24 protein-coding genes are annotated in these 26888 nt (G+C 68.7%); 12 read left to right on the top strand and 12 right to left on the bottom strand.

Annotation, left to right across the window (positions count from 1 at the left end):
- Genes ACLJRM_RS43265 through ACLJRM_RS43255 form a run of 3 tightly spaced genes read right to left on the bottom strand, consistent with a single transcriptional unit; the run spans window position 1 to window position 3163 of the window.
- Window positions 1-558, bottom strand: a complete 558-nt coding sequence (locus ACLJRM_RS43265) for a TetR/AcrR family transcriptional regulator (RefSeq protein ID WP_410666340.1) — start codon at window positions 556-558, stop codon at window positions 1-3.
- The gene (locus ACLJRM_RS43260; RefSeq protein ID WP_410666339.1) at window positions 552-1757 is read right to left on the bottom strand and encodes an MFS transporter; all 1206 of its coding nucleotides are present in this window, start codon (window positions 1755-1757) and stop codon (window positions 552-554) included. The genes ACLJRM_RS43265 and ACLJRM_RS43260 overlap by 7 nt, the downstream gene beginning before the upstream one ends.
- 26 nt (window positions 1758-1783) lie before the next feature.
- Window positions 1784-3163 (bottom strand): FAD-dependent monooxygenase, encoded by a 1380-nt coding sequence (locus ACLJRM_RS43255; protein ID WP_410666338.1) that lies wholly within the window; start codon window positions 3161-3163, stop codon window positions 1784-1786.
- A gap of 80 nt (window positions 3164-3243) precedes the next feature.
- Here ACLJRM_RS43255 and ACLJRM_RS43250 point away from each other — a divergent pair, with 80 nt between their 5' ends.
- Window positions 3244-3909, top strand: coding sequence for a TetR/AcrR family transcriptional regulator C-terminal domain-containing protein (locus ACLJRM_RS43250; protein WP_410666337.1), 666 nt, complete (start codon window positions 3244-3246; stop codon window positions 3907-3909).
- Here ACLJRM_RS43250 and ACLJRM_RS43245 read toward each other — a convergent pair.
- The gene (locus ACLJRM_RS43245) at window positions 3863-4438 is read right to left on the bottom strand and encodes a TetR/AcrR family transcriptional regulator (protein ID WP_410666346.1); all 576 of its coding nucleotides are present in this window, start codon (window positions 4436-4438) and stop codon (window positions 3863-3865) included. The two genes, ACLJRM_RS43250 and ACLJRM_RS43245, sit on opposite strands and share 47 nt — an antisense overlap.
- Before the next feature lie 169 nt (window positions 4439-4607).
- Here ACLJRM_RS43245 and ACLJRM_RS43240 point away from each other — a divergent pair, with 169 nt between their 5' ends.
- The gene (locus tag ACLJRM_RS43240) at window positions 4608-5807 is read left to right on the top strand and encodes an oxygenase MpaB family protein (RefSeq protein ID WP_410666336.1); all 1200 of its coding nucleotides are present in this window, start codon (window positions 4608-4610) and stop codon (window positions 5805-5807) included.
- A gap of 79 nt (window positions 5808-5886) precedes the next feature.
- Here the strand turns inward: ACLJRM_RS43240 and ACLJRM_RS43235 are convergent, their stop codons facing one another.
- Complete coding sequence (locus ACLJRM_RS43235) at window positions 5887-8463, bottom strand: glycoside hydrolase family 3 protein (protein WP_410666345.1); 2577 nt, start codon at window positions 8461-8463, stop codon at window positions 5887-5889.
- Between the two features lie 166 nt (window positions 8464-8629).
- The gene (locus ACLJRM_RS43230; RefSeq protein WP_101608584.1) at window positions 8630-8845 is read right to left on the bottom strand and encodes a hypothetical protein; all 216 of its coding nucleotides are present in this window, start codon (window positions 8843-8845) and stop codon (window positions 8630-8632) included.
- A gap of 273 nt (window positions 8846-9118) precedes the next feature.
- Here ACLJRM_RS43230 and ACLJRM_RS43225 point away from each other — a divergent pair, with 273 nt between their 5' ends.
- Window positions 9119-9784, top strand: coding sequence for a hydroxylase (locus tag ACLJRM_RS43225; protein WP_410666335.1), 666 nt, complete (start codon window positions 9119-9121; stop codon window positions 9782-9784).
- Here the strand turns inward: ACLJRM_RS43225 and ACLJRM_RS43220 are convergent.
- Window positions 9774-10724 (bottom strand): Lrp/AsnC family transcriptional regulator, encoded by a 951-nt coding sequence (locus ACLJRM_RS43220; RefSeq protein WP_410666334.1) that lies wholly within the window; start codon window positions 10722-10724, stop codon window positions 9774-9776. The genes ACLJRM_RS43225 and ACLJRM_RS43220 overlap by 11 nt on opposite strands.
- A 67-nt stretch (window positions 10725-10791) precedes the next feature.
- Between ACLJRM_RS43220 and ACLJRM_RS43215 the strand changes: the two genes are divergently transcribed.
- Window positions 10792-12078 (top strand): MFS transporter, encoded by a 1287-nt coding sequence (locus ACLJRM_RS43215; RefSeq protein ID WP_410666333.1) that lies wholly within the window; start codon window positions 10792-10794, stop codon window positions 12076-12078.
- Between the two features lie 73 nt (window positions 12079-12151).
- On the opposite strand, the gene ACLJRM_RS43210 is transcribed toward ACLJRM_RS43215, so the two are convergent.
- Window positions 12152-12634, bottom strand: a complete 483-nt coding sequence (locus ACLJRM_RS43210; RefSeq protein WP_410666332.1) for an RrF2 family transcriptional regulator — start codon at window positions 12632-12634, stop codon at window positions 12152-12154.
- A 108-nt stretch (window positions 12635-12742) separates the two neighbouring features.
- Between ACLJRM_RS43210 and ACLJRM_RS43205 the strand changes: the two genes are divergently transcribed.
- Complete coding sequence (locus ACLJRM_RS43205) at window positions 12743-13474, top strand: SDR family oxidoreductase (protein WP_101608588.1); 732 nt, start codon at window positions 12743-12745, stop codon at window positions 13472-13474.
- Window positions 13475-13556: 82 nt separating this feature from the next.
- Here ACLJRM_RS43205 and glpD read toward each other — a convergent pair whose 3' ends face one another.
- From glpD to ACLJRM_RS43190, 3 genes are read right to left on the bottom strand one after another with little or no spacing between them, the layout of a single operon-like run.
- Window positions 13557-15269 (bottom strand): glycerol-3-phosphate dehydrogenase, encoded by a 1713-nt coding sequence (gene glpD / locus ACLJRM_RS43200; protein ID WP_410666331.1) that lies wholly within the window; start codon window positions 15267-15269, stop codon window positions 13557-13559.
- Between the two features lie 5 nt (window positions 15270-15274).
- Window positions 15275-16792, bottom strand: coding sequence for a glycerol kinase GlpK (gene glpK / locus ACLJRM_RS43195; RefSeq protein ID WP_410605171.1), 1518 nt, complete (start codon window positions 16790-16792; stop codon window positions 15275-15277).
- A 20-nt stretch (window positions 16793-16812) separates the two neighbouring features.
- Window positions 16813-17634: an MIP/aquaporin family protein gene (locus tag ACLJRM_RS43190; protein WP_101608590.1), complete on the bottom strand. Its 822-nt coding sequence runs from the start codon at window positions 17632-17634 to the stop codon at window positions 16813-16815.
- Between the two features lie 151 nt (window positions 17635-17785).
- Here ACLJRM_RS43190 and ACLJRM_RS43185 point away from each other — a divergent pair, with 151 nt between their 5' ends.
- The 5 genes from ACLJRM_RS43185 (at window position 17786) to ACLJRM_RS43165 (ending at window position 24028) form a co-directional block, all read left to right on the top strand.
- A complete protein-coding gene (locus ACLJRM_RS43185) occupies window positions 17786-18553 on the top strand; it encodes an IclR family transcriptional regulator (protein ID WP_016335197.1) in 768 nt (255 codons plus the stop codon).
- A 13-nt stretch (window positions 18554-18566) separates the two neighbouring features.
- The gene (gene glpK / locus ACLJRM_RS43180) at window positions 18567-20519 is read left to right on the top strand and encodes a glycerol kinase GlpK (protein WP_410666330.1); all 1953 of its coding nucleotides are present in this window, start codon (window positions 18567-18569) and stop codon (window positions 20517-20519) included.
- 187 nt (window positions 20520-20706) lie between these two features.
- Window positions 20707-20967, top strand: coding sequence for a hypothetical protein (locus ACLJRM_RS43175; RefSeq protein ID WP_410605173.1), 261 nt, complete (start codon window positions 20707-20709; stop codon window positions 20965-20967).
- Window positions 20968-21499: 532 nt separating this feature from the next.
- Window positions 21500-23047, top strand: a complete 1548-nt coding sequence (locus tag ACLJRM_RS43170) for a purple acid phosphatase family protein (RefSeq protein WP_410666329.1) — start codon at window positions 21500-21502, stop codon at window positions 23045-23047.
- 171 nt (window positions 23048-23218) lie between these two features.
- Complete coding sequence (locus tag ACLJRM_RS43165) at window positions 23219-24028, top strand: serine hydrolase (RefSeq protein WP_101608594.1); 810 nt, start codon at window positions 23219-23221, stop codon at window positions 24026-24028.
- Here the strand turns inward: ACLJRM_RS43165 and ACLJRM_RS43160 are convergent.
- Window positions 23985-24623, bottom strand: a complete 639-nt coding sequence (locus ACLJRM_RS43160) for a MerR family transcriptional regulator (protein ID WP_410666328.1) — start codon at window positions 24621-24623, stop codon at window positions 23985-23987. The genes ACLJRM_RS43165 and ACLJRM_RS43160 overlap by 44 nt on opposite strands.
- 344 nt (window positions 24624-24967) lie before the next feature.
- Here ACLJRM_RS43160 and ACLJRM_RS43155 point away from each other — a divergent pair, with 344 nt between their 5' ends.
- Together ACLJRM_RS43155 and ACLJRM_RS43150 are read left to right on the top strand one after the other, a co-directional pair.
- The gene (locus tag ACLJRM_RS43155; protein WP_101608595.1) at window positions 24968-25831 is read left to right on the top strand and encodes an alkaline phosphatase family protein; all 864 of its coding nucleotides are present in this window, start codon (window positions 24968-24970) and stop codon (window positions 25829-25831) included.
- A gap of 66 nt (window positions 25832-25897) precedes the next feature.
- Entirely contained in the window at window positions 25898-26887 is a 990-nt protein-coding gene (locus tag ACLJRM_RS43150; protein ID WP_410666327.1) for a TolB family protein, read from the top strand.
- Window position 26888 lies beyond the last annotated feature (1 nt).

The raw sequence follows: 26888 nt of genomic DNA, 5'->3' as shown, positions 1-26888 counted from the left end.
TCACGAGGTCAGTGCGGTCCGCAGGATGGCCTCGAACCGGTCCGCAGCCGGTGGTTCGTCGCGCAGCAATCCTTGCAGCAGCAACCCGTCCACCAGACCGACCAGCATCTCGACCCGCACCGGATCGTCGGTGTGACGGCGCGCGAAGTCCGCCAGGGCCGACATCCAGCGATCGGTCGACTCGCGGAGTCTCGGCTCCCGCGCGGCGAGCAGGTACAGCTCGTACTCCGCCAGCAGGTGCCCGGGTTCCGCGGCCACGCGGGCCAGCAGGGCCGCGAATTTCGGCAGGGCGTCTCCGCCGGGTTCCGCGGCGAGGGCACGCATCCGCTCGGCGTCTTCGTCCATGCACTGGGTGAGCGCGGCGGTCAGCAGGTCTTCGATCCCCTGGAAGTGGTACGCGGCCGCCGTCGCGGGCAGCCCCGCCTCCCGGGCGACCGTGCGGTGACTGACTCCCGAAACCCCGTCCCTCGCGACGACGCGCAGGGTGGCCTCGATCAGTTCCCGTTTGCGTTGCTCACCTTTGGCGAGGCGGCCGTCGGCGATCGGCTCGTTCAGCATGCCGCCTCCTCACGCGTCGTGGTCTTCCTGGTCAGCAGAGGATACGAGAGCAGGGCGATCAGGATGATCAAGCCACCGGCGACCACCGCGACGGCGAATCCGCCACCCGGGCCGAAGCGGTCGACGGCCTCTCCCGACACCGCGGCGCCCAGGGCGACGCCGATGCTGAGACCGGTGATCGCCCACGTCATCCCCTCGGTCAGTTTCTCCGCCGGGACGATCTTCTCGATCATCCCCATGACGACGATCATCGTGGGAGAGAAGAACAAACCGGCGACGAAGACCACCGCGCACAGGCCGATGATGCCGTCCACCGCCAGCAACGGCACCGCACTCGCCGCCGTGCCAGCGGTGCCGATCAGGAGCAACCGGGGCGGGGCGATGGTCAGTTTGAGCGTCCCGAAGGCCAGTCCGGAGATCGCGGAGCCCACCGCGTAGACCGAGACGACGACGCCCGCCGCCGACGGCGACCCGACGGCACCCGCGAACGCCACACTGACGACGTCGACCGCGCCGACGATGACACCGCCCGCCACGAGCGTCAGCACCAGCACCCGCACCGCGCCCAGCCGGATCGCCGAACTTCCCGCCGCTCCGCTCGGCGGCAGGACGCGTGGTTCCGTCTCTCGCCGCGAGACGAACAGCAGCACCCCGGCGGCGAGGAGCACCACGGCGAGCAACGGTCCCGCTTCGGGGAAGACGATGGTGCACAACGCCACCGACAGCGCGGGCCCGATGACGAACGTCAGTTCGTCGACCACCGATTCCAGCGCGAACGCCGTGTGCAACCGGGGCGAGCCGCGGTAGAGCGCCGACCAGCGGGCCCGGACCATCGCAGCCATGCTGGGCATGAATCCGCCGAGGATCGCGCACACGAACAGCGTCCAGTCCGGCGCCCCGAACCGGGCGCAGAGCAGGAGCGCGCCGATCGCCAGCACGCTGATCCCCGTCACCGGCATCAGGATCCGGCCCTGCCCCCGGCGATCCACCAGCCGCGAGACCTGCGGGCCGAGCAGTGCCATGGACAACGTGAACGCCGCCGAGACCAGTCCGGCGAGGCCGTAGTCGCCGCGCGTCCGCGCCAGCATGGTGATGATCCCGATCCCCATCATGGGGACCGGGATCCTGGCGAGCAGCCCCGCGGCGGAGAAGGCGAGCGAGCCCTTCGCGGAGAACAGCTCTCTGTACTGGCCTGCCACGGCACACTCCATAACTTGAACAGTCGTTACATTTTGAACACTCGTTTCACTTTATACACGTGCGCCGTGACGAGTGCGAGTGCCTCGTCCAACCCGGCCGTTTCGCCGACGGGCGCGGCCCAGGCGACGTAGCCGTCCGGCCTCACGAGGAAGACCGAACCTGCGTCCTCCGCCAGAAGCGCGTGACCGTCCTCGGACACCAGCGGCACCGGAGCGAACCGGCCCACGAGCGGATGGACGGAGTCCGGCGCGTAGTCGATGTCGGTCCCGTTCCCCATCGCGATGAAGTACCGTTTGGCCGCCGGGATCCCCAGCGTCTCCTCCATCACCTCCCGGAGCGCGGCGACCTGCGGTCCGGGCCGCATCAGCGCGACCTGCGCGCGGGTGTTGCGCAGGACCCGTTCCCCGACCGGGTGCCGTTCCGCGGTATAGGTGTCCAATAAGGACTCCGGCGCCCCGCCCCGCACCACCAGGCCCAGTTTCCAGCCGAGGTTCATCGCGTCCTGAAGACCGAGGTTCAACCCCTGGCCGCCGATCGGTGAATGCACGTGGGCAGCGTCGCCCGCCAGGAGCACGCGCCCCTGCCGATAGGTGGCCGCCTGGCGCGTGTTGTCGCTGAAGCGGATTCCCCCGTCCAGCCTGGTCACCGTCACGTCGATTCCGCTGACGCGGCCGATGCTCGCCTGCATCTCCTCGGCTGTCAGCGGCGCGTCCCGGTCGTCCGGCCCGCCGTCGAACTCCATGGTGGCGATCTCCCCCGGGACCAGCGACAGGTTCACCATCCCGCCGGGACCGTGCATGGACGACTTCACCGCGCCGGGATCGGCGAGGTCGGCCGAGGCGATGCGCCCGGTCATCGTCGGGTCCGTGCCGGGGAACGCGATCCCGGCCCGCTTGCGCACGACGCTGCGGCCGCCGTCGCACCCCACCAGGTAGGCGGCCCGTTCGGACCGGCCGTCGGCGAGCACGGCACGGACCGCGTCGTCCTCCTGGACGACGTCGACCACTTCGCGGCCCGCGTGGATCCGGACGCCGAGCCCGGCCGCCCACTCGGCGAGAACCTTTTCCAGCACATGCTGTTTGAGAATGAATCCGCCGGCCGCACCAGGCTGGACCTCGTCCTCGACGAGCGGCAACCCGGCGAAGTGCCCCCTGGAGCGACTTCCGTTCAGCTGCCGCGCAAGCCCGGACATCTCGCCTTGCGCCTTCGAGAACGCCTCGGTCAGGCCACGCAGCCGCAAGGACTGCGAGGTGCGGCCGTTGATCCCCCGCAGCCCGAAACTCCGGTTCCGGCGGACGGCCCCGTCGGCCGACTCCAGGACGAGCGGATCGGCTCCGGCCAGCCGGAGCTCTCCTGCCAGCAACAGACCGACCGGTCCCCCGCCCACGATGATCACGTCGTTCACGACACCCCCGTATTTACAGCGTACATTTACGCTGTAAATATGATAGATACACCGTAAACCTGTCAAGCGAAGGGCGCGAGATGACGCGGAGAGAACCGTTGAACCGGGAGAAGATCCTGGACGCGGCGCTCGCCCTGGCCGCCGAAGAGGGCCTCAAGGGGCTGTCGATGCGGAAGCTCGCCAAGACGCTCGGCGTCGAAGCGATGGCGCTGTACAACCACGTGCAGAACAAGACCGACATCCTCGACGGCATCGCGGAACGCGTCTACAGCGGCATCGAGCGCGCGGACCCGGATTCGCCGTGGCCGGAACGGGTGCGGGTCACCGCGCTCAACATCTACCGCGCGCTCGCCCGGCATCCGGTCGTGCCGATGGCGCTGGCCACCGACGAGGCCAACCCGAAATCACTGCGGGCCTTGCAACCGCTCGACGATCTCGTCGGCGCCCTCTACGAAGCCGGCTTCGAAGACGACGGCGTCCGCCAGACCTTGGGCGCGCTGAACAGTCTCATCTTCGGCTCCCTGCTGCTGACGACCGTCGGCTTCACCATGCCGCGCCGCGGCGAATCCGAACGGGAACAGGCGGATCTCTATCTCCGGCGAGTCGACCCCGAAGTCCTGCCGCACTTCAGCCGCGCGATACCCGCGTTGAGGTCCGCCGATCCCGAGCGGGACTTTGTCCGGGCACTGGAACTGCTGATCAACGGCCTTGTCGCGGCCGCAGCATCGGGACCAGGAACCGCCTAGCCACCTCACGGACCTGCTCGTCGTCGTCGAGATCGATGACCTGACTGGGGGTGACCAGGAACGACGCGGAGACCCGGGTCATCAGTTCGGCGACGAGTTCGACGTCGACGTCTTCCGAGACGTTGCCCGCCTGCTGCTCGCGGCGGAGCTGCCCCGCGACGAACCGCTGGACCGTCGCCAGGGTGTTGCCGCCGTCGCTGACCATCGACGGGACGAGCACGTCGGGCTCGACGGCCATCAGCCCGCCGATCAGCGGGTTGTGCCGGATCGCCCGCAGCGCGCTGGCGAAGCCGAGCACCACCCGGTCCGCGGCGGTTTCGGCCTGCTGGATATCGAGCAGGAACTGGTCGAAGTAGCGCCGGAACTCGCGCCGCACGACCTGTTCGACCAGGGCGTCCTTGGTGGCGAACCGGCGGTAGGCGGTGATCCGCGAGACACCGGCCCGGCGCGCGACGTCCTCCATGGTGGACCGCCGGATCCCCATCCGGCAGAACTGCTCGTAGGCGGCGTCGAGCAGCCGGAGCGCGATCGCGTCGCCCTCCTCGGCGCGTTCGAGCGCGTCGGTGAGCGCGCGCTCCAGCAGAGAATCCGGGTCTGGTGTCTTCGCGACGATTGTGCTCTCCTTGAGATACGCGGTTGCACTACTTGTATCACAGTATCAATCCGCAGGTCCGGGACTCAAGGAGGAGTACTGGCGCATGACCGAACTCAATCGACGCAAGATGCTGATCGTCAGTGGCGGAGCGACCCTGCTGGGGGCCATGGGGATGGCCCAGCCCGCCCGGGCGTGGAGTCCGAGCGGTTCGGTGGCCGGCGCGGGGGCGGGCACCGATCCGAAATGGGTGTGGGACGCCGAAGCCGATCCGGTGGTCGCCGCGGTCCTCGACCGGGGGCAGGTCGCGGAGGTCAACCGCGCGCTGCGGACCTGGACCAGGAACGACCAGCCGACGCCGTCCGGGCTCCCACCGGACCTGCGGGAGTTCGTCGAGTACTCGCGACGGCTCCCGTCGTGGGCCGATCAGTCCACATTGGACAAGGCGGCGGATTTCATGAAGGTCAGCGGGCGCTTCGTCAACCTGCTGAACGGGCTCGGCGGCGGGATGCTGAGCACCGCCATCCCGAACGAGGCCAGGGCGGTCTACTACTCCAAGGGCGGCGCGGACATGAAGGACCGCGTCGCGAAGACGGCCAAACTCGGCTACGACGTCGGTTCGCTCAACGCCTACCGGCCCGACGGCCAGATGATCGTCTCGGCGGTGAAGACCCGTCTGGTGCACGCCGCCGTCCGGCATCTGCTGCCGCGATCACCGCACTGGCAGCAGGGAATCCCGATCAGCCAGAACGACATGCTGGTCACCTGGCACACGCTGCCGACCTACACGATGCGCAAGCTGACCGACTGGCGCGTCCGGGTCTCCCCCGCCCATTCGGCCGCGTACCTGCACATCTGGCAGGTGACCGGGCACATGCTCGGGATCAGCGACGAGTACCTGCCGTCGACCTGGGACGCCGCCTACTCGCAGTCCACGCAGGTGCTGGACCCGGCGATGGGACCGACCCGCGAGGGCGTCGAACTCACCGACATCCTCCTGGACATGCTCGCCGAGCAGACCAGCCCGGGCGGCACCGACCGGCCGATGGTCAACGCGCTGGCCCGCCACATCGTCGGTGACCGGGTCTCCGAGTGGAACGGCATCCCGCGGGAGCGGATCTGGGACCCGCTGATCGGTACCGCGTTCCCGGCGCTGGTGGCGTTCCACGAAAAGCTCATCCCGCTGCCGCTGGTACCGCCGGTCGCCTGGGTGCTGGACGAGGCGATCCGGCGGTACATCCGGCTGTGGCTCTCGGAAGGCAGGCCGGTGCACATCGAGATCCCGGACATGAACCGGCCTTCGTGAGGGGGTCACCGGTGCTATGAAAGGCCCGTTACTTGCAAAATTTGCAAGTAACGGGCCTTTCATAGCACGCGCGAGGGGGTCAGTTCAGACTCGAGCAAGGTCTCGCGTCGGGATCTTGAGCCCCCTTCGGCACCCACCGCACGTTCGCGAACGAAGCCGAGAACTTGCCGTCGGTGTACACCAGGAACGGCGTGTTGACGTTCTCCAGGTCCAGCCCGGTGGCGAAGCACGACACCGGGATCTTCACCGTCGACTTCGGCGCACCCGCCAGATCGGTGAAGAGCTTGGTCGCGTTCACCTCCGAGAAGCACGGGTAGACGCAGTGCATGCTGATCACCGTCCGGTTGGCCGGTGCCTGGTGCACGATCGTGTCGAACTCCAGCGCCGCGTCCGCGTTGAGATATCCGCGCAGATCGTTGGTACCGGCCGGGTTCTGGAAGTAGAGCTGGGCAGGGCCGGTCCCGGTCCAGGTCGACTTGAGCCCGTCCTGCTGGACGTTCACGTCGGACTGGACGACGTCGATCTCGGCGTGCGAAGCGGCGCCGTCCGGGCCGATCTCGGTACCGCCCCAGTTCTGCGCGGAGCCGATGAAACCCTTGTACGGCGCGACATCCGTGCGGTTGAACACCTCGAGGTCCTCGGTCGCGGTGCCGCCGCCACCGGTCGACCCACAGGCCACCGGGCCGACGGTCTCGTCCAGCTGCCCGACGGTGACGCGCTGGCCGGTCTTGAGGCCATAGCCGAGTTTGAACAACGGGTCGTACGCGGGCGACGCCGGGTTCAGCGGCGTCTGGCAAGCGCTCTTCGGCCACGAGTACGGCAGGGTGCCCTTGAACCCGCCCTTGACGAGGACGTCGGCGACGCCGCCGCCTTCGGTGCCGGGCAGCCAGGCCGCGACGAACGCGTCGGAGCGGTTGATCTCCTTGTTCATGTACAGCGGACGGCCACCGACGTAGACGGTGACGACAGGTGCGCCCTTACCGCTGACCTTGTCCAGCACCGCCAGGTCCTCGGGGTACAGCTTCGAGGCTTCGAGGGTCTTGCGGGTCAGGTCGCCGACGCCTTCCGCGTACGGGGTCTCCCCGATGACGGCGATGACGGCGTCGTAGCCCTTCGGGTCGGCGTCGCCCTTCTCGTCGAAGGTGACGTTGACGTCGCCGAGCTGCTGCTTGAGCCCGGCCAGGATCGACGTGGCGTTCGGGAAGTCGGCGTTGGTGTTGCCGGTCCCCTGCCAGCTCAGCGTCCAGCCGCCGGTCTGGTTCTGGATGCTGTCCGCGCTCTTGCCGACCACCAGGACCTTGGACTTCGGCTTCAGCGGCAGCACGTTGCCGTTGTTCTTCAGCAGCGTCTGCGACGAGCGCGCCGCGTCACGCGCCAGCCAGGTCTCCTTGAGCGCGTCGTCGGAGTTGGCGTAGGAGCGATCCGACGGCTTCTGCGACTCGTACAGCCCGGAGCGCAGCTTCACGCGCAGGATGCGGGTCACCGCGTCGTCGATCCGCGAGACCGGGATCAGACCGCCGTTGACCTGCGCGACGGTGTTGGTGATGAACGCCTTCCAGTCGTGCGGGACCATCACGACGTCGATGCCGGCGTTGATCGCCTGCGGGCACGAGGCGTTGGTGCAGCCCGGAACCTGGCCGATGCCGTTCCAGTCGGACACGACGAGACCGTCGAAGCCCATCTTGCCCTTGAGGATCTGGTTCAGCGCCTTGTCGCTGCCGTGCAGCTTGCCCTCGTCGATCCCGAGTTCGGCGTTGGTCCAGCTGTTGAACGACACCATCACGGTCTGCGAGCCCGCCGCGAGCGCGCCGTAGTAGCCCTGGCCGTGGACGTTGATCATCTCGGCTTCGGACGCCGGGGTGACGCCCTGGTCCTGCCCCTTGAGGGTGCCGCCGTCACCGATGAAGTGCTTGGCGGTGCCGATCACGCCGTTGTAGCCGATGCGCTTGGTCGAGCCGTCCTGGAGACCGTTGATCGCCTCGTAGCCGTAAGCCCGGGTGATCCGCGGGTCCTCGGAGAACCCTTCGTAGGTGCGGCCCCAGCGGTCGTCCTGCACGACGGCCAGCGTCGGCGCGAAGGCCCAGTCCTGACCGGTGGCGCGGATCTGCCGGGCCGTCGCCGCGGAGACGTCGCGCACCAGGCACGGGTCGTGCGCCGCGCCGAGACCGATGTTGTGCGGGAAGACGGTGGCCCCGTACACGTTGTTGTTGCCGTGCACGGCGTCGATGCCCCAGATCACCGGGATCTTCGTCCGGCTGGTCTTGGCGGCGTCCCAGTAGGAGTCGGCGAGCTTCAGCCAGTCCTGCTGCGAAGCGTGCTTGTCCTGGTTCGGCCACGAACCGCCGCCGTTGAGGACCGAGCCGATGGAGTACTGGCGAACCTCGTCGGGGGTGATGGCGGCGATCTCGGGCTGCGCCATCTGCCCGACCTTCTCCTCGAGGGTCATTCCCCCGAGGATCTGGGCGATCCGCGCCTCGTCACCGGTCTTGCCCTTGAACCGGCTCTCGACCTTCGGCCAGTCGGCGAGGGTGGGCAGGCTCTTCTCGATCCGGGCACAGCCGTCCCGGTCGAGCGCGGGTTTCCCGATCACGGGCTGTTCGGCCGCACCCGCGGACGGCGCGGCCACCACGGCCCCGCCGAGCAGGGTGAGGCTCATCAAGGCGATGAGCGGACTTCGGCGCGCACGAGAACGTCTTGCCATGGTCTGGTCCATTCTGCGGGAGGAGGGACCGGCCGATCCTCACCGGACCCGGCGAGCACGTCAAGGGTTTCGGGCGGGTACGACGAAAGTTAATTTTTGCCGTGAACTAAGACCCTGTCCGTCACCCCGCCACCTGCCGCCGGTTACGCCGCTTGGCGGTGTACGGCAGCGCGAACAGGTAGAGGCCACTGAACATCAGCAGGAAGAGCGGCGGGAGCGGCGTGTAGAGCACCCATTCGGCCGGGTCCCCCTGCGCGACGACGACGAAGCAGACGATGACGGTGGCGACGAAGACGAGGGACGTCCAGCGGTGGAACGTCCGGATGCGCTTGCTCATGGAAACCTCCCGGTGTCGTTTTCCTGTGCGGACGACGCTAGGGACGACCCCGGTGCGGACGCTTCTCGATTCCTGATCGGTCCGCTTGACCTCCACATTACTCGAGCTTTTACCTTCACGGGAAACGAAGGGAGCGACGATGACCGTCTTGGTGACAGGGGCCACCGGGAACACCGGCCGCCACGTGGTGGCCGAGCTCGTCCGGCGCGGGAACGCGTCCGGGCACTGACCAGGAATCCCGCCACGGCCCGGCTTCCGGCGGGGGTCGAGCTGGTGGAAGGCACGCACACCGCGCCGGAAACGCTCGACTTCGACGGGGTCACGCGGCTGCACATCACGGTGACGGCCGGTCTCGCCGACGTCGGCGCCGATCTGGTCGAGCGCGCCGTGTCCGCGGGGGTGCGGCGGATGACCATCGTGTGGGGCGGTTACGCCGGGCCGACGGAACAGGCCATGGCCGAGTCCGGCGCGGAGTGGACGCGACTGGAGCCGCAGGAGTTCATGTCCAACGCGCTGACCTGGGTCGACTCCGTCCGCGCCGACGGCGTGATCCGCGAGCCGTTCGACCTTCCCAGCGCGGTGGTGCACGAAGCGGACATCGGCGCCGTCGCCGCCACCGCGCTCGTGGAAGACGGGCACTCGGGCAAGGTCTACAACCTGACCGGCCCGGAAGCGCTGACGACCCGCGAACGGATCGCGATCCTCGGCACCGCCCTCGGCCGTGACCTCGCACTGGAGCGGATCACGCGGCAGCAGGCGATCGACCGGCTGCTGGCCGACGGCGTTTCCCCGCAGGACGCCGAATACGTCATCGGCTGGCACAGCGATCCGCCGGTGGAGGCAAGGACCGTGGACGACACGGTCGAGCGAGTGCTCGGACGACCGGCCCGGACGTTCGCCCAGTGGGTCAAGGAGTATGCGGACCGGTTCAGCCGGTGAGCGGTCCGACCGCCTTCACGATTTCCAGCACCGGCGCGGTGTGCACCGTGTGGATCGCGCGCAGCGCACCGAGGCGGTGCGTGAGGTAGCGATGCAACGCGGCGGGGTCCGGGCAGAGCGCCTGCGCGGCCAGATTGGTCGGCCCGGTCGTGGCGACGACGACAGCCAGCTCCTCGTGGGTGGCCAGCGTCGTCGCCACCTCGTCGAGGTCCGCCGGCGCGACGGCCATCCACAGGAACGCCTGCGTGGTCACGCCGTACAGGGCCGCGCTGATCTCGACGTCGAAGAAGAGCGCGCCCCGCGCGCGAAGGTCGGACAGGCGTCGTGTCGCGGTCGCCGGCGCAAGACCGGCCGCGGTGGCGAGATCCGCGATGCTCGCCCGGCCGTCGTGCCGGAGGGCGGCGATCAGCGCGTGGTCCGCCGCGGTCGGCGGGACGTCGTCCGCGACGGGTTCCGGCAGTCGTAACGCGTCCTGCTGCTCCCCGGTCAGCGCGGTGACCCGCCCGTGCCACGCGGTCGGGCCACCGAGGTAGGTGTGCAGGATGAAATGCGCGGACACCGCCGTGACGCTCGCGGTACGCGGGATGTCGTGCAGCAGCATCGCGCTCGGCGAATGCCTCGGCGTATGCGCGATCGTCACGATCTCGGTGCCGCCCGAGGTGAGTTTCACCCAGGACGTGTCCGGCCGTTTGGCCAGCGAGCGGGCGAGTGTCCGCGCGGTGGCGGGCTGCGCGGTGAGCCGCACGAGCCACTGCGTCAGCCCCGCCCGGTCGGGATCGGGCAGGCCCACCACTCGCAACCCCGCTTCGGCGCGAAGCCGCTGATAGCGACGGGCGACGGTCTGTGTCGAAACGCCGAGCACCGCGCCGATCCGGCTGAACGGCGCACGGGCGTCGAGATGCAGCGCATGGATCAAAGCGCGGTCGATGTCGTCGAGCATGGAAAATTTCGCCCATCCGAGGCCGGTTTCCTGGAACAGGATTCATCCTCGCCGCACGATCTCGGCCATGCAAGTGACGAAGACCGGTCCGGCCCCGCTCGCCATCCTGCTCGCGGCCGAAGCGATGAACGTGCTCGACGCGACGATCACCCAGGTCGCCGGTCCGGCGATCCACGCCGGCCTGGGCGGACCCCCGTCCGCCATCCCCTGGTTCGGCGCCGCCTACACACTTCCGTTCGCGGTTCTCCTGATCACCGGCGGCAGGCTCGGCGACCTGCTGGGCCGCCGCCGCGTGTTCCTGTCCGGTGTCGCCGTGTTCGCCCTCGCGTCGCTGTGCTGCGCGTTCGCGCCGGGCACCGGCGTGCTGATCGGCGCGCGAGCGGCGCAGGGAATGGCGGCGGCCCTGGTGATCCCCCAGACCATCGGATTGATCAAGGTCCTGTTCACCGGCCCCGCGCTGGCCGCGGCGCTCGGCTGGAACGGGCCGGTGGTCGGCTTGTCCGCGGTGAGCGGGCCACTGCTCGGCGCCCTGCTGACGGATCTGGTGTCCTGGCGGGCGGCGTTCCTGGTGAACGTGCCGATCTCGATCGCGATCCTGGTGGCCGGACGGCTGCTGCCGGAAGACCGCGCCGAACGGCCGGTCCGGCTGGACGTCCCGGGCACCGTGCTCGTCTCGCTCGGCGTCGGACTGCTGGTGCTGCCCCTGATCGATACGTGGAACTGGGGCCTTTTCGCCGGCGGCGCCGGCGTGCTCGTGCTGTTCGGATTCCACCAGCGGAACCGGCGGCATCCTTTGGTCGAGCCGAGTTTGTTCGCCCGTCGCGGCTTCCCCGCGGCGCTGGCGGCGTCGACGCTGTTCTTCGCGGTGATGAACGGGTCGATGCTCGTGGTGGTCCTGCATCAGCAACTCGACGAGGGCCGCGGAGTGCTGGAGTCCGGCTTGACGCTGCTGCCGTGGTCTGGCGGCCTCGCGGTGTCGTCGTGGATGGCGGGCAAATGGCTCGCGCCCCGCTACGGACTGCGTGTCGCCTTCGCCGGGCTGACGCTGCTGCTCGCCGGAACCCTGCTGGCGATGGCGGGACCGCTGCTTCCCGCGCTCGGGATCGGCGGGCTCGGGCTGGGACTGTTCACGGTGCCGTTCTTCACCACGGCTTTGGCGGGCGTCCGTCCACAAGAGACAGGTTCCGCGGCCGGGCTGCTGAACGCGGTGCAGCAAATGGGCGCGACGCTGGGTGTCGCGGTGTTCGGCACCGTCTACTTGCGCGGGCACTCCCCCGCGCAGGCCTTCTCGCTCGCGGCGGTTCTGGTGATCGCGACCATGGCGGCCACCGCGCTGATGCGGACCAGGAGCTGAAGGGGACCATGCCCGCGTCTCACGCGGCGAAGGGCGCTTTCCCCGCATCGCATGCGGGGAAAGTCCCCTTCAGCTAGGCGTCAGCGGCCTTGAACCAGGCACCGATCCCCGCGAGCGCGCCCGGACCGTAGTCGCCCCTGACGTCGTCGGCCAGATTCGCGATGGTGACCTCGCGCAGCGCCGCGCGCCACTGGACTTCGGCGTTGGCCATCGCGCGGCTGATGGCGCACGGCGCCGTGCACGCTTCGGGCGGTGTCGCCATCGGGCCGCGCTGCCGGATCTCGGTGCAGATGAAGGCCGGACCGGGTCCTTCGATGGCCTCGACGACGTCCAGCACCGTGATCTCCGAAGGCGGCCGGGTGAGGACGTAACCGCCGGCCTTCCCCTGCACCGACCGGATGAGGTCGGCCCGGGAAAGCGCTTGGAGCTGCTTCGCGAGGTAGCTCGGGGAGACGTCGTGAAGCTGCGCCAGGCGCGCGGCGGGCGCGGGTTCGTCGACCGAGGTCAGCACGACGCAGCAGTGCAGCGCCCACTCGACCCCACCGGACATCTTCACCCGGATGACTCTAACCCGCCTCTTGACTCGGACACAATGTGTCTGAGTATTATCTCGGACATGAGTTGTCCGGGTTAGCGGACATCCACCGACGAAGGGCACTGGGTCATGAAATTCGCGATCATCGGCGGGACCGGGCTGATCGGCTCGCAGGTCGTGCGGAACCTGAACGAGGCCGGGCACGAGGCGGTGCCGCATTCGCCGTCCACCGGGGTCGACCTCCTCACCGGCCAGGGTCTGGACACCGCGCTCGACGGCGCCGACGTGGTCGTCAACCTCTCGAACTCCCCGACCTTCGACGAGGCCTCCCCCGCGTTCTTCCGGACCTCGATGGACAACCTCGTGGCCGCGGCGAAGAAGGCGGGCACCGGGCACTTCGTGATCCTGTCGATCGTCGGCGTCGACCAGGTCCCCGAGCTCGACTACTACCAGGCCAAGACGCTGCAGGAGGACATCCTCAAGAACAGCGGTGTCCCGTACTCGATCGTCCGCGCCACCCAGTTCATGGAATTCGTCGGCGCCGTCCTGTCCTGGACGTCCGACGACACGACCGTCCGGCTGCCCAGCACGCCGATCCAGCCGATCGCGGCGGCCGACGTCGCCACCGCCGTTTCCGAGGTCTCGGCGGGAAAGCCGTTGAACGGCACCCTCGACGTCGGCGGGCCGGACGTCTACCCGCTGGACGAACTGGGCCGGATCACCTTGTCCGCCAAGGGAGACGACCGTTCGGTGACCGTGGACGAGACGGCGGGCATGTTCTCCGCCGTCAAGGGTGACGTCCTCACCACCAAGGACGGCGCCCGCATCGCCGCGACCCGGTACCTCGACTGGATCAAGTAGCGGAGCTGAAGGGGACCATGCCCGCATGCGATGCGACGAAAGGGCCCTTCACCGCATCGCATGCGGTGAAAGGCCCCTTCACTCAGCTGGACATCAGCGCCGGGGCGGCGAGGCGGCTCGCGTTCGCCGCTTCGTCGTCCGGCTGGGCCTGGGCGGAACGTTCCGCTTCGACCCGGGCGAGGTAGTTGGCGACCTCGCGCTCCTGCCGGTGCGAGTCCCAGCCCAGCAGCGGCGCCATCAGCGCGGCCACCACCGGCGCCGCGGTCACACCGCGGTCCCGCTCCTCGATCGAGATCCGGGTGCGGCGCGTCAGGACGTCCTCCAGGTGCAGCGCGCCCTCGTGCGAGACGGCGTAGACCACCTCGGCCTTGAGGTACTCCGCCGTCCCCGGGATCGGCTCGCCCAGTTCGGGGCGCTCCGAGATCGACTCCAGGATGTCCTCGATCGCGGTGCCGTAGCGCTGGAGCAGGTGCTCGACCCGGTCGAGCGGCAGGCCGGCGCGCTGAGCGAGCGAATGCCGCGCACCCCACAGTTCGTGGTAGCCCGCCGCGCCGACGATCGGAAGCCGTTCGGTCCACGACGACGGCGCCGGGCGGCCGAGGTCCTCCACCGCGACGTCGACGGCGTCCGAGGCCATCACCCGGTACGTCGTGTACTTGCCGCCCGCCACGATCACCAGGCCCGGCACGGGATGCGCCACCGCGTGCTCGCGCGACAGCTTCGTCGTCGAGGTCGCCTTCGCGGCCAGCAGCGGTCGGAGCCCGGCGTACACACCCTCGATGTCGTCCGCGGTGAGCGGCGTGCGCAGGACGGCGTTGAGGTGGCCGAGCACGTAATCGACGTCCGCCTGACTGGCCGCCGGATGCTCGCGGTCGAGATCCCATTCGGTGTCGGTGGTGCCGACGATCCAGTGCCGTCCCCACGGGATGACGAACAGGACGCTCTTCTCCGTGCGCAGGATCAGCCCGGTGTCCAGATCGATCTTCTCGCGCGGCACCACCAGGTGGATGCCCTTCGACGCGCGCACGGTGAACGGCGCGGGGATGCCCGCCGCCTCCGCCATGTCGTCGCTCCACACACCGGTGGCCGCGACGACCGTCTTCGCCCGGACCTCGATCTCCGCGCCGCTCTCGCGGTCGACGACCTTGGCGCCGACGACGCGTTCGCCGTCACGGATCAACGACGTCACCCGGGCCCGGGTGAGGACTGAGGCGCCCTGCTCGGCCGCGGTCCGCGCGATGGTCATCGTGTGCCGGGCGTCGTCGACCTGGGCGTCGTAGTACTGGATCGCGCCGATCAGGGCGTCTTCGGCCAGCCCGGGCGCGACCTTGCCCGCGCCGCGTTTGGACAGGTGCCGGTGACGCGGCAGCGCGCGAGCCCCGCCGAGGGTGTCGTAGAGCGTGACACCGGCGCCGATGTAGCCGCGTTCCCAGACGCGGTGCTTGAGCGGCACCAGGAACTTCACCGGCCGGACCAGATGCGGCGCCAGCGTCTGCAGCAGCAGGCTTCGCTCCTTCAGCGCCTCACGGACCAGCTTGAAGTCCAGGTTCTCCAGGTAGCGCAGCCCGCCGTGGATCAGCTTGCTGGACCGGCTGGACGTCCCGGCGGCGAAGTCACGAGCCTCGACGAGGGCGACGGAGAGCCCGCGTGACGCCGCGTCGAGCGCGACGCCGGCACCGGTCACTCCCCCGCCGACGACCAGCACGTCGACCTCTTCGCGAGCCAGCTTGCGCAGCGTCTCGGCACGGTAGACCGGCGAAAGCGGTACGGATTTCACGGTGTTCCTCCTGTTCATCGGGCTCACTCGACCTCGACCCAGTCGAGCGTGCGGCCGACGGCCTTCTGCCAGCCCGCGTAGCCCTCGGTGCGCTGCTCGTCGGTCCACGACGGGGTCCAGCGCTTGTCCTCGTTCCAGTTCTGTTCCAGCTCGTCGGTCGACTTCCAGAACCCGACGGCCAGGCCCGCCGCGTAGGCGGCCCCGAGCGCGGTGGTCTCGGCGACGACCGGCTTCGACACCGGCACGCCGAGGATGTCGGCCTGCAACTGCATGCAGAGTTCGTTCGCGGTCACACCACCGTCCACCCGCAACACATCGAGCGTGACGCCGGAATCGTTCTGCATGGCCTCGACGACGTCGCGGGTCTGGTAGCAGATCGCTTCGAGCGTCGCCCGCGCCAGATGCGCGTTGGTGGTGGCCCGGGTGAGGCCGACGATCGCGCCGCGCGCGTCGGAACGCCAGTACGGCGCGAAAAGCCCGGAGAACGCGGGGACGAAGTAGACGCCGCCGTTGTCTTCGACCTGACGGGCGAGGCTCTCGCTCTGCGAAGCTCCGCTGATGATGCCCAGCTGGTCGCGCAGCCACTGCACGGCGGACCCGGTGACGGCGATGGAGCCTTCCAGCGCGTACACCGGCTTCTCGTCGCCGAACTGGTAGGCCAGTGTCGTGAGCAGCCCGTGCTTCGAGCGGACGACCTCGTGGCCGGTGTTGAGCAACAGGAAGTTGCCGGTGCCATAGGTGTTCTTGGCCTCGCCGGGCCGGAAGCACACCTGGCCGACGGTCGCCGCCTGCTGGTCGCCGAGCACACCGGTGATGGCGACCTCGCCGCCGAGCGGGCCGTCCGCGCGGGTGGTGCCGAAGCCGCCGTTGTTCGACGACGGCCGGATGGACGGCAACATCTGCTTCGGAATGTCGAAGAACGACAGCAGTTCGTCGTCCCACTCCAGCGTTTCGAGGTCCATCAGCATCGTGCGCGACGCGTTGGTCGGATCGGTCACGTGCACACCGCCGTCGGATCCCCCGGTGAGGTTCCAGATCAGCCAGGAGTCGGTGGTGCCGAAGAGCGCGTCGCCCTTCTCCGCGTCTTCGCGGACGCCGTCGACGTTCTCCAGGATCCACTGCAGCTTGCCGCCGGAGAAGTACGTGGCGGGCGGCAGACCGGCCTTGCGGCGGATGACGTCGCCCTTGCCCGCGCGTTCCAGCGCCGAGGCGATCCGGTCGGTGCGGGTGTCCTGCCACACGATGGCGTTGCAGTACGGGCGCCCGGTGCGGCGGTTCCACACGACGGTGGTCTCACGCTGGTTCGTGATGCCGAGCGAGGCGAGGTCGGCCGCGGTGAGGTTCGCCTTGTTGAGCGCGGTGGCGATCACCGAGCGGGTCCGCTCCCAGATCTCGGTCGGATCGTGTTCGACCCAGCCCGGCTTCGGCAGGATCTGCTCGTGCTCCAGCTGGTGACGGGCGATCTCGTTGCCACCGTGATCGAAGATCATGAACCGCGTGCTGGTGGTGCCCTGGTCGACGGCGCCGATGTGGTCAGGCATGGATTCTCTCCTTCGGATGCTTAGGCGGCGGTCTTGAGATCCTTGGCGGGCAACGATTCCGGCGCCGGATCGGCGGGCAGGTAGCGCTCGATGAAGAACTTGTAGATCGCGCCACCGATGACCGCGCCGATGATCGGGGCCACGATCGGGATCCACCAGTACGGATAGCCGTACTGGTCGGTGAACGCGGTGTCGTAGCCGGTGAGCCAGGACATCAGCCGCGGGCCGAAGTCGCGGGCGGGGTTGATCGCGTACCCGGCGTTGGTGCCCCAGGCCATGCCGATCGCGACCACGAGGAAACCGACGACGACCGGGGCGAGGTTCGCGGCGGGCGCGGTGTTGCGGAGGTCGGTGATGGCGAAGATCACCAAGGCGAGAATGGCGGTGCCGATGATCTGGTCGCGGAACGCGCCCCAGTCACCCACCGGAAGGGTTCCGTTACCCGGAAGGGTGGAGAAGACACCCTGGGTCTTGATCGTCAGGCCGGGATCGGCCGCGTTGAGCACTTCGGTGTAGTTCCAGCGCACCAGCAGTGCCGCGACGAACGCGCCGGCGGTCTGCGCGAGGGCGTACGGCGCGACCTTGCGCCAGGAGAAGCCCTTGAACACCGCGAGCGCCACGGTGATCGCGGGGTTCAGATGCGCGCCGCTGATCCGTGAAGCCACGTAGATACCTAGCGTGACACCGATTCCCCACGCCCACGCGATGCTGTCGTGATCCCCGATGCCCGCGGCGACGACTTGAGCCACCACCCCGCAGCCGAACAGGATGAGGATCATCGTCCCGACGAACTCCGCCGCCAGTTCGCCCGCGAGTCCGCGAGCCTTGAGGTTTCGCACCATTGCTTCCTCCACAAAGGACACCGTTGCCCTGCTGAGGCCGAAGTTAAGTTCGCGGAAACGCCGGGTCAACGGACACCGGTCGGCATTGTCGAACGTCCGGAGACGATGTTCGACATTGTCGAATCAGGGCCGGTCGGGCTACGGTTGGGCCGTGCCCGGTCCGATCCAGTCCATCGAGCGCGCCGCCGCGATCCTGCGGTTGCTGGCGCGCGGTTCCGGCCGTCTCGGGGTCGGCGAGATCGCCGATTCCCTCGAACTCGCCAAGGGAACGGCGCACGGGATCCTGCGCACGCTGCAAGGGGTCGGCTTTGTCGAACAAGACCGCGACACCGGGAAATACCAACTGGGCGCGGCACTGCTGCACCTCGGCACGAGCTACCTCGACGTCAACGAACTCCGGTCGCGCGCGATCAACTGGGCCGACGCGCTGGCCGCGCGCAGCGGCGAGGCAGTCCGGATCGGCGCCCCGCTGGAGGGCCGCGTCCTGGTGGTGCACCACGTGTTCCGGCCCGACGACAGCCTGCAGACGCTCGACGTCGGCACGCTTCTGCCGTTGCACGCGACGGCGCTCGGGAAAGTACTTCTGGCCTACGACACCGGTCTCGTGGCATCGTTGCGCACCGGCGGCCCGGAGGCCTACACCCGCCGGACCCTGGTCACCCAGACCGCGATCAAACGCGCCTGCGGCAAGGTGCGCGAAGCGGGCTGGGCGAGCGAGAACGGCGAGATGATCACCGGCGAGGCCGGGATAGCGGCGCCGATCCGCGGCCACGGCGGCATCGTGGTCGGCGCGATCGGAGTGTCCGGCGCGGCGGAACGGATCTGTGAAGCCGACGGCAGCCCGATCCCCCGGCTGCTCGGCCACGTGCGCGACGCGGCACGGGCGGTCTCCCGCGATCTCGGCGCGTCCCGATGGTGATGGAGGTGCTCGCGTGGTCCAGCGCTATGTGATGTCGATCGACCAGGGCACCACCTCGACGCGGTGCATCCTGTTCGACGCGCGCGGCAGGCTGGTGTCGGTCGCGCAGCGCGAGCACCAGCAGCACTTCCCCCGGCCGGGCTGGGTCGAACACGACGCGACGGAGATCTGGCGCAACGTCGCCCGGATCGTGCCGCAGGCGCTGGCCGACGCCGGCGTGGAAGCCGGGCAAGTGGCCGGGCTCGGCATCGCGAACCAGCGCGAGACCACCGTGCTGTGGGACCGCCACACCGGCAACCCGGTCGGCCGCGCGATCGTCTGGCAGGACACCCGCACCGACGCCATGCTCGAACACCTCGCCCGCGAACCGGGCGCCGACCGAGTCCGTCAGCTGTGCGGGCTGCCGCTGGCCACGTACTTCTCCGCGCCCCGTATCCGGTGGATGCTCGAAAGGACGCCTGGCCTGCGGGAACGCGCCGAGCGCGGCGACGTCCTGTTCGGGACGGTCGAGAGCTGGCTGATCTGGAACCTCACCGGCGGCCCCGAGGGCGGCGTCCACATCACCGACGTCACCAACGCCTCGCGCACCATGCTGATGAACCTGCGGACCCTCTCGTGGGACGACGAGCTGCTGGAGTTCTTCGACGTCCCGCGCGCGATGCTGCCGGAGATCCGGCCGTCGGCCGAGGTGTACGGGACGACGTCGCGGGTGGTGCCGGGGATCCGGATCGCGGCGGCGCTCGGCGATCAGCAGGCGGCACTGTTCGGCCAGACCTGCTTCGCGCCCGGCGAGGCGAAGTGCACGTACGGGACGGGGAGCTTCCTGCTGCTCAACACCGGCCCGACGCCGGTGCTCTCGACCCACGGCATGCTGACCACCGTCGGGTTCAAGATCGGCGACGAACCCGCCGTGTACGCGCTGGAGGGCTCGATCGCGGTCACCGGGTCGCTCGTGCAGTGGTTCCGCGACGGCCTCGAACTGATCGGCAGCGCGCCCGAGATCGAGACGCTGGCCCGGACGGTGGAGGACAACGGCGGCTGCTACATCGTGCCCGCGTTCTCGGGGCTGTTCGCGCCGCACTGGCACAGCGAGGCGCGCGGCGTGATCGCCGGGCTGACGTCGTACATCACCAAGGGGCACCTGGCGAGGGCCGTGCTGGAGGCCACCGGCTGGCAGACGCGCGAGGTCGTCGACGCTATGAACGCCGATTCCGGGCTCGCGCTGTCGACGCTCAAAGTGGACGGTGGGATGACCGCGGACAACCTGCTGATGCAGTTCGTCGCCGACGTCCTCGACGTGCCGGTGGTCCGCCCGATGGTCGCCGAGACGGTGTCGCTGGGCGCGGCGTACGCGGCCGGGCTGGCGGTCGGCTACTGGCCGGACCTGGAGGGCCTGCGCCGGAACTGGCATCGCGCCGGGCAATGGCTGCCGTCGATGAACCCCGCCCGCCGCGACAGCGAGTACGCGCATTGGCGGCAGGCCGTGGAACTGACGTTCGGCTGGATGCGCCCGGGACCGACGGCCGCGCCCCCGGGCTCCGACCTGGTCGAGGTCATGCTGGCCGATCACCGCCGGATCGAGCAGCTGTTCCGGGACCTCCGCAACGACGAGGCCGACCGTCCGGCACTGATCGCGGAACTGTCGGCGGAACTGGTCGCCCACGTCACCGCTACGGAACGGATCGTCCGTCCTGACGCGACGGAGAGCGCGCTCGCCGCCGAACTGCTGGCGGTACTGGAACCGGACGACTTCGAAAAGGCGTTGGCGTCACTGGAGAATTCGGTCGACGCGCATATCCGCGCGGAGGAACGCGGGTTGCTGAACGAACTCCGGCGCACACTGTCCACTTCGGACCGCACCGGTCTCGGCCGCGCCTTCGCCGCCGAACGGCGACGGCAACTCGACCTCGACTGCGGCTCGGCCGCCCACATCCGCGAACAGGGTCCCCGGCTGAGGCTCTCGTGACTCGCCAGTAGGTCGTGCTAGCCTGGCGCCGTGCAGCGCTGGACTCGACTCCGCTTTACCCGACTCGTAGTCAAGCGCGCCGGCTGAACCAGGTCGCCGGCGCGCATTCCGGCGACCCCTCGACACGGGGCATCTCCCGGGACCTGGCCCTCCATGGCCTGCTCGTTTCCCGCCTTTGGAGACCACGATGTCGCTCACCACTTTCGCCCCTCGTTCGTCCCTGATGGTCCGCCGCCGGATCGCCACCTACTTCGTCGGCGGCGTCGACCAGATCCCCGGCCTGGTCGACGCGCTCGGCTGCCTCGTCCACGAACTATCGGTCGACGTGCGCGACGGGGTCCGGGAAAGCAGCATGACCTGCGCCGTCCTGATCGCGGCGGACGAGGTCGAACCGCTGCTGGAGCGACTGCGAGAGCTGGGCTCGGTCGTCTCGTCCGAACTGGTGTGAGCGCGGGGACGTGGGCGGCGCGGTCCGTGAAGGACTCCTTGCCTACCTTGAGAGTAGTGATGGAGGCCTTCACTACCTTCGTGATCGCCACGACCGCCACTTTCGCCCCACCCGCACCAACAGCCACAGCGGCCGCGCGTGAAGGGCCCCCTTCCCCAAGTACAGGAAGGACCCCTTCACTGCGCTAGGCGCAAGCAAGGGGGCCATCACGTACTTCAGGTGGACAGGGCAGCGCCGGAACGCGTCGGTCGGGGTTTCTCGCCCGCTCACAACCGACCGACCGCATCTAGAGGACTACTTGCGGCCGGTGACTCAAGCGCTGAGCGCGACCGCCACCCTCGACACAGCCTTTGGGCCGCGGCGCCGACAAGACGGTCAGAACCGCCCTAACCACCCATAAACCCGCCTGCCACTTGCACGGTTCCGTGCAGCCCGCCCCCACCTCTTGACTTAGTTAAGAAGCCTTCTTAACTTCGATTTCATGTCTGAGACTCCCCGAAACAGCAGGTCTCAAGCCTATCGTCGGCTCAGCTTGGCCGAGAAGCACGACAACTTCGTCAACCGGTACTCGCGGCGGACCCTGTTCCGGGTGGGCGCGGTGAGCGGCGCGGCGCTCACCTTCGGCGGCGTCCTGCAGTCCGGCACCGCCATCGCCTCACCCGGCCCGACCGTGCTGCTCAACGCCGACAAGGTCGCGGGTTCGGCGCTGCGGCCGTTCGGACGGCACATCGCCTACGGGACCGACCCTTCCCAGCAGGTCGTGGTCTCCTGGCAGGTACCGGCGGCGGTCACCGCGCCGTTCGTCCGGATCGGCACGGTCCCCGGCGACTTCAGCCCGCCCATCCCGGCCGAAGTCCGGGCGCTGACCAGCCAGATGTCCTGGCAGCATCCGGTCGAGGAAGTGCCGCCGAACAGCCCGAAGGCGATCACCCAGTACTACCTCCACGCCCGGATCGACCGGCTCCTGCCCAACACCACGTACTACTACGTCGTCGGCCACGAGGGTTACGACCCCGCCGCCAGGCTGGGCGAGATGGCGAGTTTCCGCACCGCCCCGGCACCGGGCGGCGACGGGACGTTCTCGTTCACCGCGTTCGGCGACCAGGGTGTCGGCTACAACGCCGTCGCGACCAGCAGCCTGATCGCGGGCCTCGATCCCGCCTTCCACCTCGCCATGGGCGACCTGAGCTACGCCCTCGAGGGCGAGGGCGGGCACCCGGAGGAAGACCAGTACGACGCGCGCCTGTGGGACTCCTTCTTCGTGCAGAACGAACCCGTCACGGCGGGGATCCCGTGGATGATGGCGCTCGGCAACCACGAGATGGAGGGCTGGTACTCCGCGGACGGCTACGGCGGTGTCCGCGCGCGTTTCACCATGCCGGACAACGCCTGGGACGGGTCCACCTGCATCTACTCGTGGCGCTACCAGAACGTCGGCCTGATCAGCCTGGACGGCAACGACGTCTGCTACAACAGCCCGTCGAACCTGGACTACACCAAGGGAAAGCAGCTCAAGTGGCTCGGTAAGACGCTGGCCGCCTTCCGCGCCGACCCCACGATCGACTTCATCGTCGTCTACTGCCACCAGTGCACGTACTCCACCTGCCATTCCAACGGCGCCGAACTCGGCGCGCAGAAGGACTGGGGGCCGCTTTTCGACAAGTACCAAGTGGACCTGGTGCTCAACGGGCACAACCACATCTACGAGCGCACCGATCCGATCCGCGCCGGCAAGTCCGTCAAGAAGGTGCCGTCGCGCGGGACCACGAACCCGGTCAAGGACGGGACGACCTACATCACCGCGGGTGGCGGTGGCGGCAGCGTCTCCGAGTTCCCGGCCCCCGACACCTACCTCGGCCACGAGACCCCCAACGACGCCCCCGTCCCGATGAAGTACTCGGAGAAGGACGGCCAGGACCGCACCAAGAAGGTCACCTGGTCCCGCGTCCGGTTCCGCGGGTACAGCCTGGTCGCGGTCGACGTCATCGCGGGCACGGGCACCACGCCGCCCAAAATGGACGTTCGCGCGATCAGCGCCGACGGCACCCTGGTCGATCAGGTCATCGTGCAGCGTTCCTGATCCGCATCGACCGGAAAGCCGGTCCACATCGGCCGATCGGCCGGTATCCCCGGCACCAGGTCCGGCCCGGTTTCCGAAGCGCCGGAACGGTTTCCGTGCAGCCGGCCGCTGTTACACGTTCATGACAAGAACGAGACGGGACAACGATGATCGCCTCTGAACATCGTCGTCATGTTCGACGACGAACGAACCAGGCCGATAGCCGTTCCCGGCGCGAACCGGCGGCTCCGCCTTCGCGTGACGGTCCTGACCGCTTTCCTGGTCCTCACCGGAATCCTCGGTTACGTCATTTTCCAGGCCAACGCGGCGAGCAGGCCGGCGCCGGAAAAGCGGACCGCCACCGTGGTCTTCGACCGCACCTCGGGCAAGCAGGTGGTCGACGACCAGGGAGCGGAGAGATTCCGCACGGCTTCGGTGGTGAAGTTGTTCATCGCACTGGACGTCCTCACCCACAAGCCGGGCAAAGGCGACCAAGCCCAGTTGTACCGGATGCTGGCGAAAAGCGACGACGCCGTCGCCAACACCCTCTGGACCAGGAACGGCGGGCCCGCGATCGTGACCAGGACGGCGGCCGCGGCCGGGCTGAAGAACACCTCCGCGCCCGCCGACCCGGGCCGCTGGGGCGACACGCTGTCCACCGCGGACGACATCGCCCTGGTGTACCGGCACATCCTCGAACTGCCGAAAGCCAAGCGGAACGTGATCCTCAAGCCGCTGCGAGAGGCCACGCGGAAAGCCGCCGACGGATTCGACCAGCACTTCGGCATCCCGACCGGCTTCCAAGACCGGCCGTGGGCCGTGAAGCAGGGCTGGGCGTCCGGACGGGGCGCCGTGGACGCGCACACGACCGGGCTCGTCGGTGAGGGCGATCGCTACGTCGTCGTCATCCTGTCCAGTTTCGCCGAGGGCACCGACCTCGGGACAGCGACGGCGACGGCTACCTCGGCGGCCGTTTCCCTGGCTCACCGTCTGGAAAAGTGACCTCGGCCGCGTTCTCGACCGTCGTCCTGAAAGCGCTTACAAGAAGCTCGGCGAAACAGGCCCGGGAAGTGGCCGAGACGCCCCCGGTCTGAGCTTTCAGCGCGGCCAGCTGCTCGCCGGCCAGCGGGGCGACCCGGTCCATGAACTGCCCGAGGAGGCGCAGGGCGGCGACAGGCGGGACACCGGCCCCGGCGAGGTCCGCCACCGCGCGCGAAACGGACGGGCGCACGACGGCGGGCTCACCCTCCTCGTCCAGGCCGAGCACGCCGTGCCGTTCCAGGCACCGGGCGACGGCGGGCTGGTCACGGGCGAGATCGGCCATCGCCGCGTCCAGCCGTCCGGCGTCGCCGTCCACTGTGGTCGTTCCGAGCATCGCGGCGATGGACACCAGGTTGAAGCCCTGTTTCTGCAGCATCGTGATACGCCGCAGGCGCCGCAGATGCACCGGACCGTAGGAGGCGGACCGGCCGTGCCGGACCGGCGGGGGCAGCAAACCCCTCGTCTGGTGCGCCCGGATATTGCGCGCCGACATGCCGACGATCACGGAAAGTTCTTCGATCGTGTATCCGGCCGGTCTCGGCGAAAAGGGCTTCACGCCGACCACCTTAACCAATGGTCGGATGAGTACACCACGAAGCCGGTGAAATGGCGTCGCCACTGTCAACCGGCTGAATCAGCGAGTGGCGATAAGTCCATCGGTTCCCGTCCTCCTACGCAAGACCGACCGGGAGGTTTACACGGTTTCGTGCCAGCAAATGCCGGTTTTGGGGCGTTCACCACCAGCCGGTTACTCCAGTCAGGCGATCTTGGTAGGCCGAAGACTTCCCTGCCGTTTAAATGCAGCTAAGACATCCGATGTCTGACTCTGTCACCGCCTGCGGAGCGCCGCTGAACCCGATGGTTGGTCGTCAAAGTTTCAACCTTTTCCCAGGAGGTTTCATGTTCTGGAAACGGATCGCGGTCGCCGCCGTGGCCGCGACCGGGCTGGCCACGGCGCTCGTGGTGTCCCATGAGGACACCCAAGCCGTCGCGATACAGCCCGCGGCCGCGAAAGTACCCGCGTTCGACCACATCGTCCTCGTGATGTTCGAGAACAAGGACTACAAGGAGATCAACGGCAGTTCCAAGGCCCCGTACTTCAACAAGCTCGCCTCGCAGGGGGCCAAGTTCACCAAGGCGTACGGGACCACGCACCCCAGCCAGCCGAACTACATCGCCCAGTTCGCGGGGACGACCCACGGGGTCGACAGCAACAAATGCCAGGATCTGGGGAACAAGGAGAACATCGCCTCCCAGCTTTTCGGCATCGGCAAGACCTTCGTCGGGTACGCGGAAAGCATGCCGTCCGACGGTTACACGGGCTGCACGAAGGACAAATACGCCCGCAAGCACAACAGCTGGGTCAGCTTCGGCAACGTCCCGGCGTCGGCGAACAAGCGGTTTTCTTCGTTCCCGACCGACTTCACGAAGCTCCCGCACATCGCGTTCGTGACCCCGGATCTGTGCAGCGACATGCACGACTGCCCGGTCGACACCGGCGACAAATGGCTGAAGAAGAACCTCGACGCCTATGCCCAATGGGCGAAGACGCACAACAGCCTCCTGATCGTCAATTTCGACGAGGACAGCGGCACGTCGGTGAACCAGATCTTCACCACCTTCGTCGGCGCCCACGTGAAGCCGGGCAGCTACAGCGAATCCATCAACCACTACTCGATCCTCCGCACGATGGAGGCGGCGTTCGGCCTGCCGGGCATCGCCAACGCGGCGAACAAGTCGCCGATCACGAGCGTGTGGCAGTAACCGGGTGAACCCCGCGGGCGTGTCCACTGTGGACGCGCCCGCGGGCGGAGAAAGGAAGGCACGACCGTGAACACCCGTACCCGCGTCCTGATCGCCGTCACCGGAGCACTCACGCTGGTTGCGGCCGCCGTGATCTACGTCGGGGTGGCGGGAGCGCGCAACCAGGACACCGCGTCGGCGGGCACGAGCGGAGCCGTCACCCTCGACGGATCTCGGTTGCTGTTCCGCAGCACCGCCGACGCCGACCGCGGGCACGTGTCCAGCGTCGCCGCGGCCGATCCGGGCGGCGCGCGGGCGGTCTCGGACGTCAGCTGCAGCCGGGTCTACGCGGCGGGCGGCACCGGGATCTGCCTGCGCCCGGAGACCGGGCTGACCACCTATCAACTGGCCGTCCTCGACGGCCGTCTCGCGGTCACGCAGGAGATCCCGCTGGTCGGGCTGCCCAACCGGGCCCGTGTCTCGGCCGACGGGCGCCGTCTCGCGTGGACGGTGTTCGTCACCGGCGATTCCTACAACGGCGGCCGGTTCTCCACCCGCGCCGGCACCCTCGATCTCACCACCGGCGACGTCGAGGGGACGCTCGAGGACTTCGCCGTGACCGTGGACGGCGAGCCGTACAAGGCGGCCGACGTCAACTTCTGGGGCGTCACCTTCACCAGCCGGCCGGACCGGTTCTACGCCACCATGTCCACCGGCTCCCACCGCTACCTCGTCGAAGGCGACGCCAAGGCCCGCACGGCCAGAACGGTGCGGGACAACGTCGAATGCCCGTCCCTCTCCCCCGACGAGACCCGGATCGCCTACAAGTCCGCCATCGACGGCGATCCCGCCAAGGGCTGGCGGGTCTCGGTGCTCGACCTCGCGAGCGGCACCGTGACGCCGCTGGCCGAGACCCGGAGCGTCGACGACCAGCCCGCCTGGCTCGACGACCGCACCGTCGGTTACGCCCTCCCCCGCACGCAAGGACACTCCGACGTCTGGGCCGTCCCCGCCGACGGCACGGGTGCGCCGCGCCTGCTCATCCCGGAGGCCGAATCGCCCGCTGCCCTAGGCTGAC

The sequence above is a fragment of the Amycolatopsis sp. lyj-84 genome (assembly GCF_046549075.1).
Classification (GTDB): domain Bacteria; phylum Actinomycetota; class Actinomycetes; order Mycobacteriales; family Pseudonocardiaceae; genus Amycolatopsis.
The sequence above is the reverse complement of the archived record's forward strand: the minus strand, read 5'-3'. Positions and strand labels throughout refer to the sequence as shown.

Excerpts from the sequence above, each read along its gene's own strand:
- ACLJRM_RS43205 (WP_101608588.1), top strand. The coding sequence starts at position 12,743 with ATGAAATTCGCGATCATCGGCGGGACCGGGCTGATCGGCTCGCAGGTC.
- glpD (WP_410666331.1), bottom strand. The coding sequence starts at position 15,269 with ATGAACAGGAGGAACACCGTGAAATCCGTACCGCTTTCGCCGGTCTAC.
- ACLJRM_RS43165 (WP_101608594.1), top strand. The coding sequence starts at position 23,219 with ATGTTCGACGACGAACGAACCAGGCCGATAGCCGTTCCCGGCGCGAAC.
- ACLJRM_RS43220 (WP_410666334.1), bottom strand. The coding sequence starts at position 10,724 with ATGCTCGACGACATCGACCGCGCTTTGATCCATGCGCTGCATCTCGAC.
- ACLJRM_RS43175 (WP_410605173.1), top strand. The coding sequence starts at position 20,707 with ATGTCGCTCACCACTTTCGCCCCTCGTTCGTCCCTGATGGTCCGCCGC.
- ACLJRM_RS43215 (WP_410666333.1), top strand. The coding sequence starts at position 10,792 with ATGCAAGTGACGAAGACCGGTCCGGCCCCGCTCGCCATCCTGCTCGCG.
- ACLJRM_RS43155 (WP_101608595.1), top strand. The coding sequence starts at position 24,968 with ATGTTCTGGAAACGGATCGCGGTCGCCGCCGTGGCCGCGACCGGGCTG.
- ACLJRM_RS43265 (WP_410666340.1), bottom strand. The coding sequence starts at position 558 with ATGCTGAACGAGCCGATCGCCGACGGCCGCCTCGCCAAAGGTGAGCAA.
- glpK (WP_410605171.1), bottom strand. The coding sequence starts at position 16,792 with ATGCCTGACCACATCGGCGCCGTCGACCAGGGCACCACCAGCACGCGG.
- ACLJRM_RS43230 (WP_101608584.1), bottom strand. The coding sequence starts at position 8,845 with ATGAGCAAGCGCATCCGGACGTTCCACCGCTGGACGTCCCTCGTCTTC.
- ACLJRM_RS43250 (WP_410666337.1), top strand. The coding sequence starts at position 3,244 with ATGACGCGGAGAGAACCGTTGAACCGGGAGAAGATCCTGGACGCGGCG.
- ACLJRM_RS43235 (WP_410666345.1), bottom strand. The coding sequence starts at position 8,463 with ATGAGCCTCACCCTGCTCGGCGGGGCCGTGGTGGCCGCGCCGTCCGCG.
- ACLJRM_RS43240 (WP_410666336.1), top strand. The coding sequence starts at position 4,608 with ATGACCGAACTCAATCGACGCAAGATGCTGATCGTCAGTGGCGGAGCG.
- ACLJRM_RS43190 (WP_101608590.1), bottom strand. The coding sequence starts at position 17,634 with ATGGTGCGAAACCTCAAGGCTCGCGGACTCGCGGGCGAACTGGCGGCG.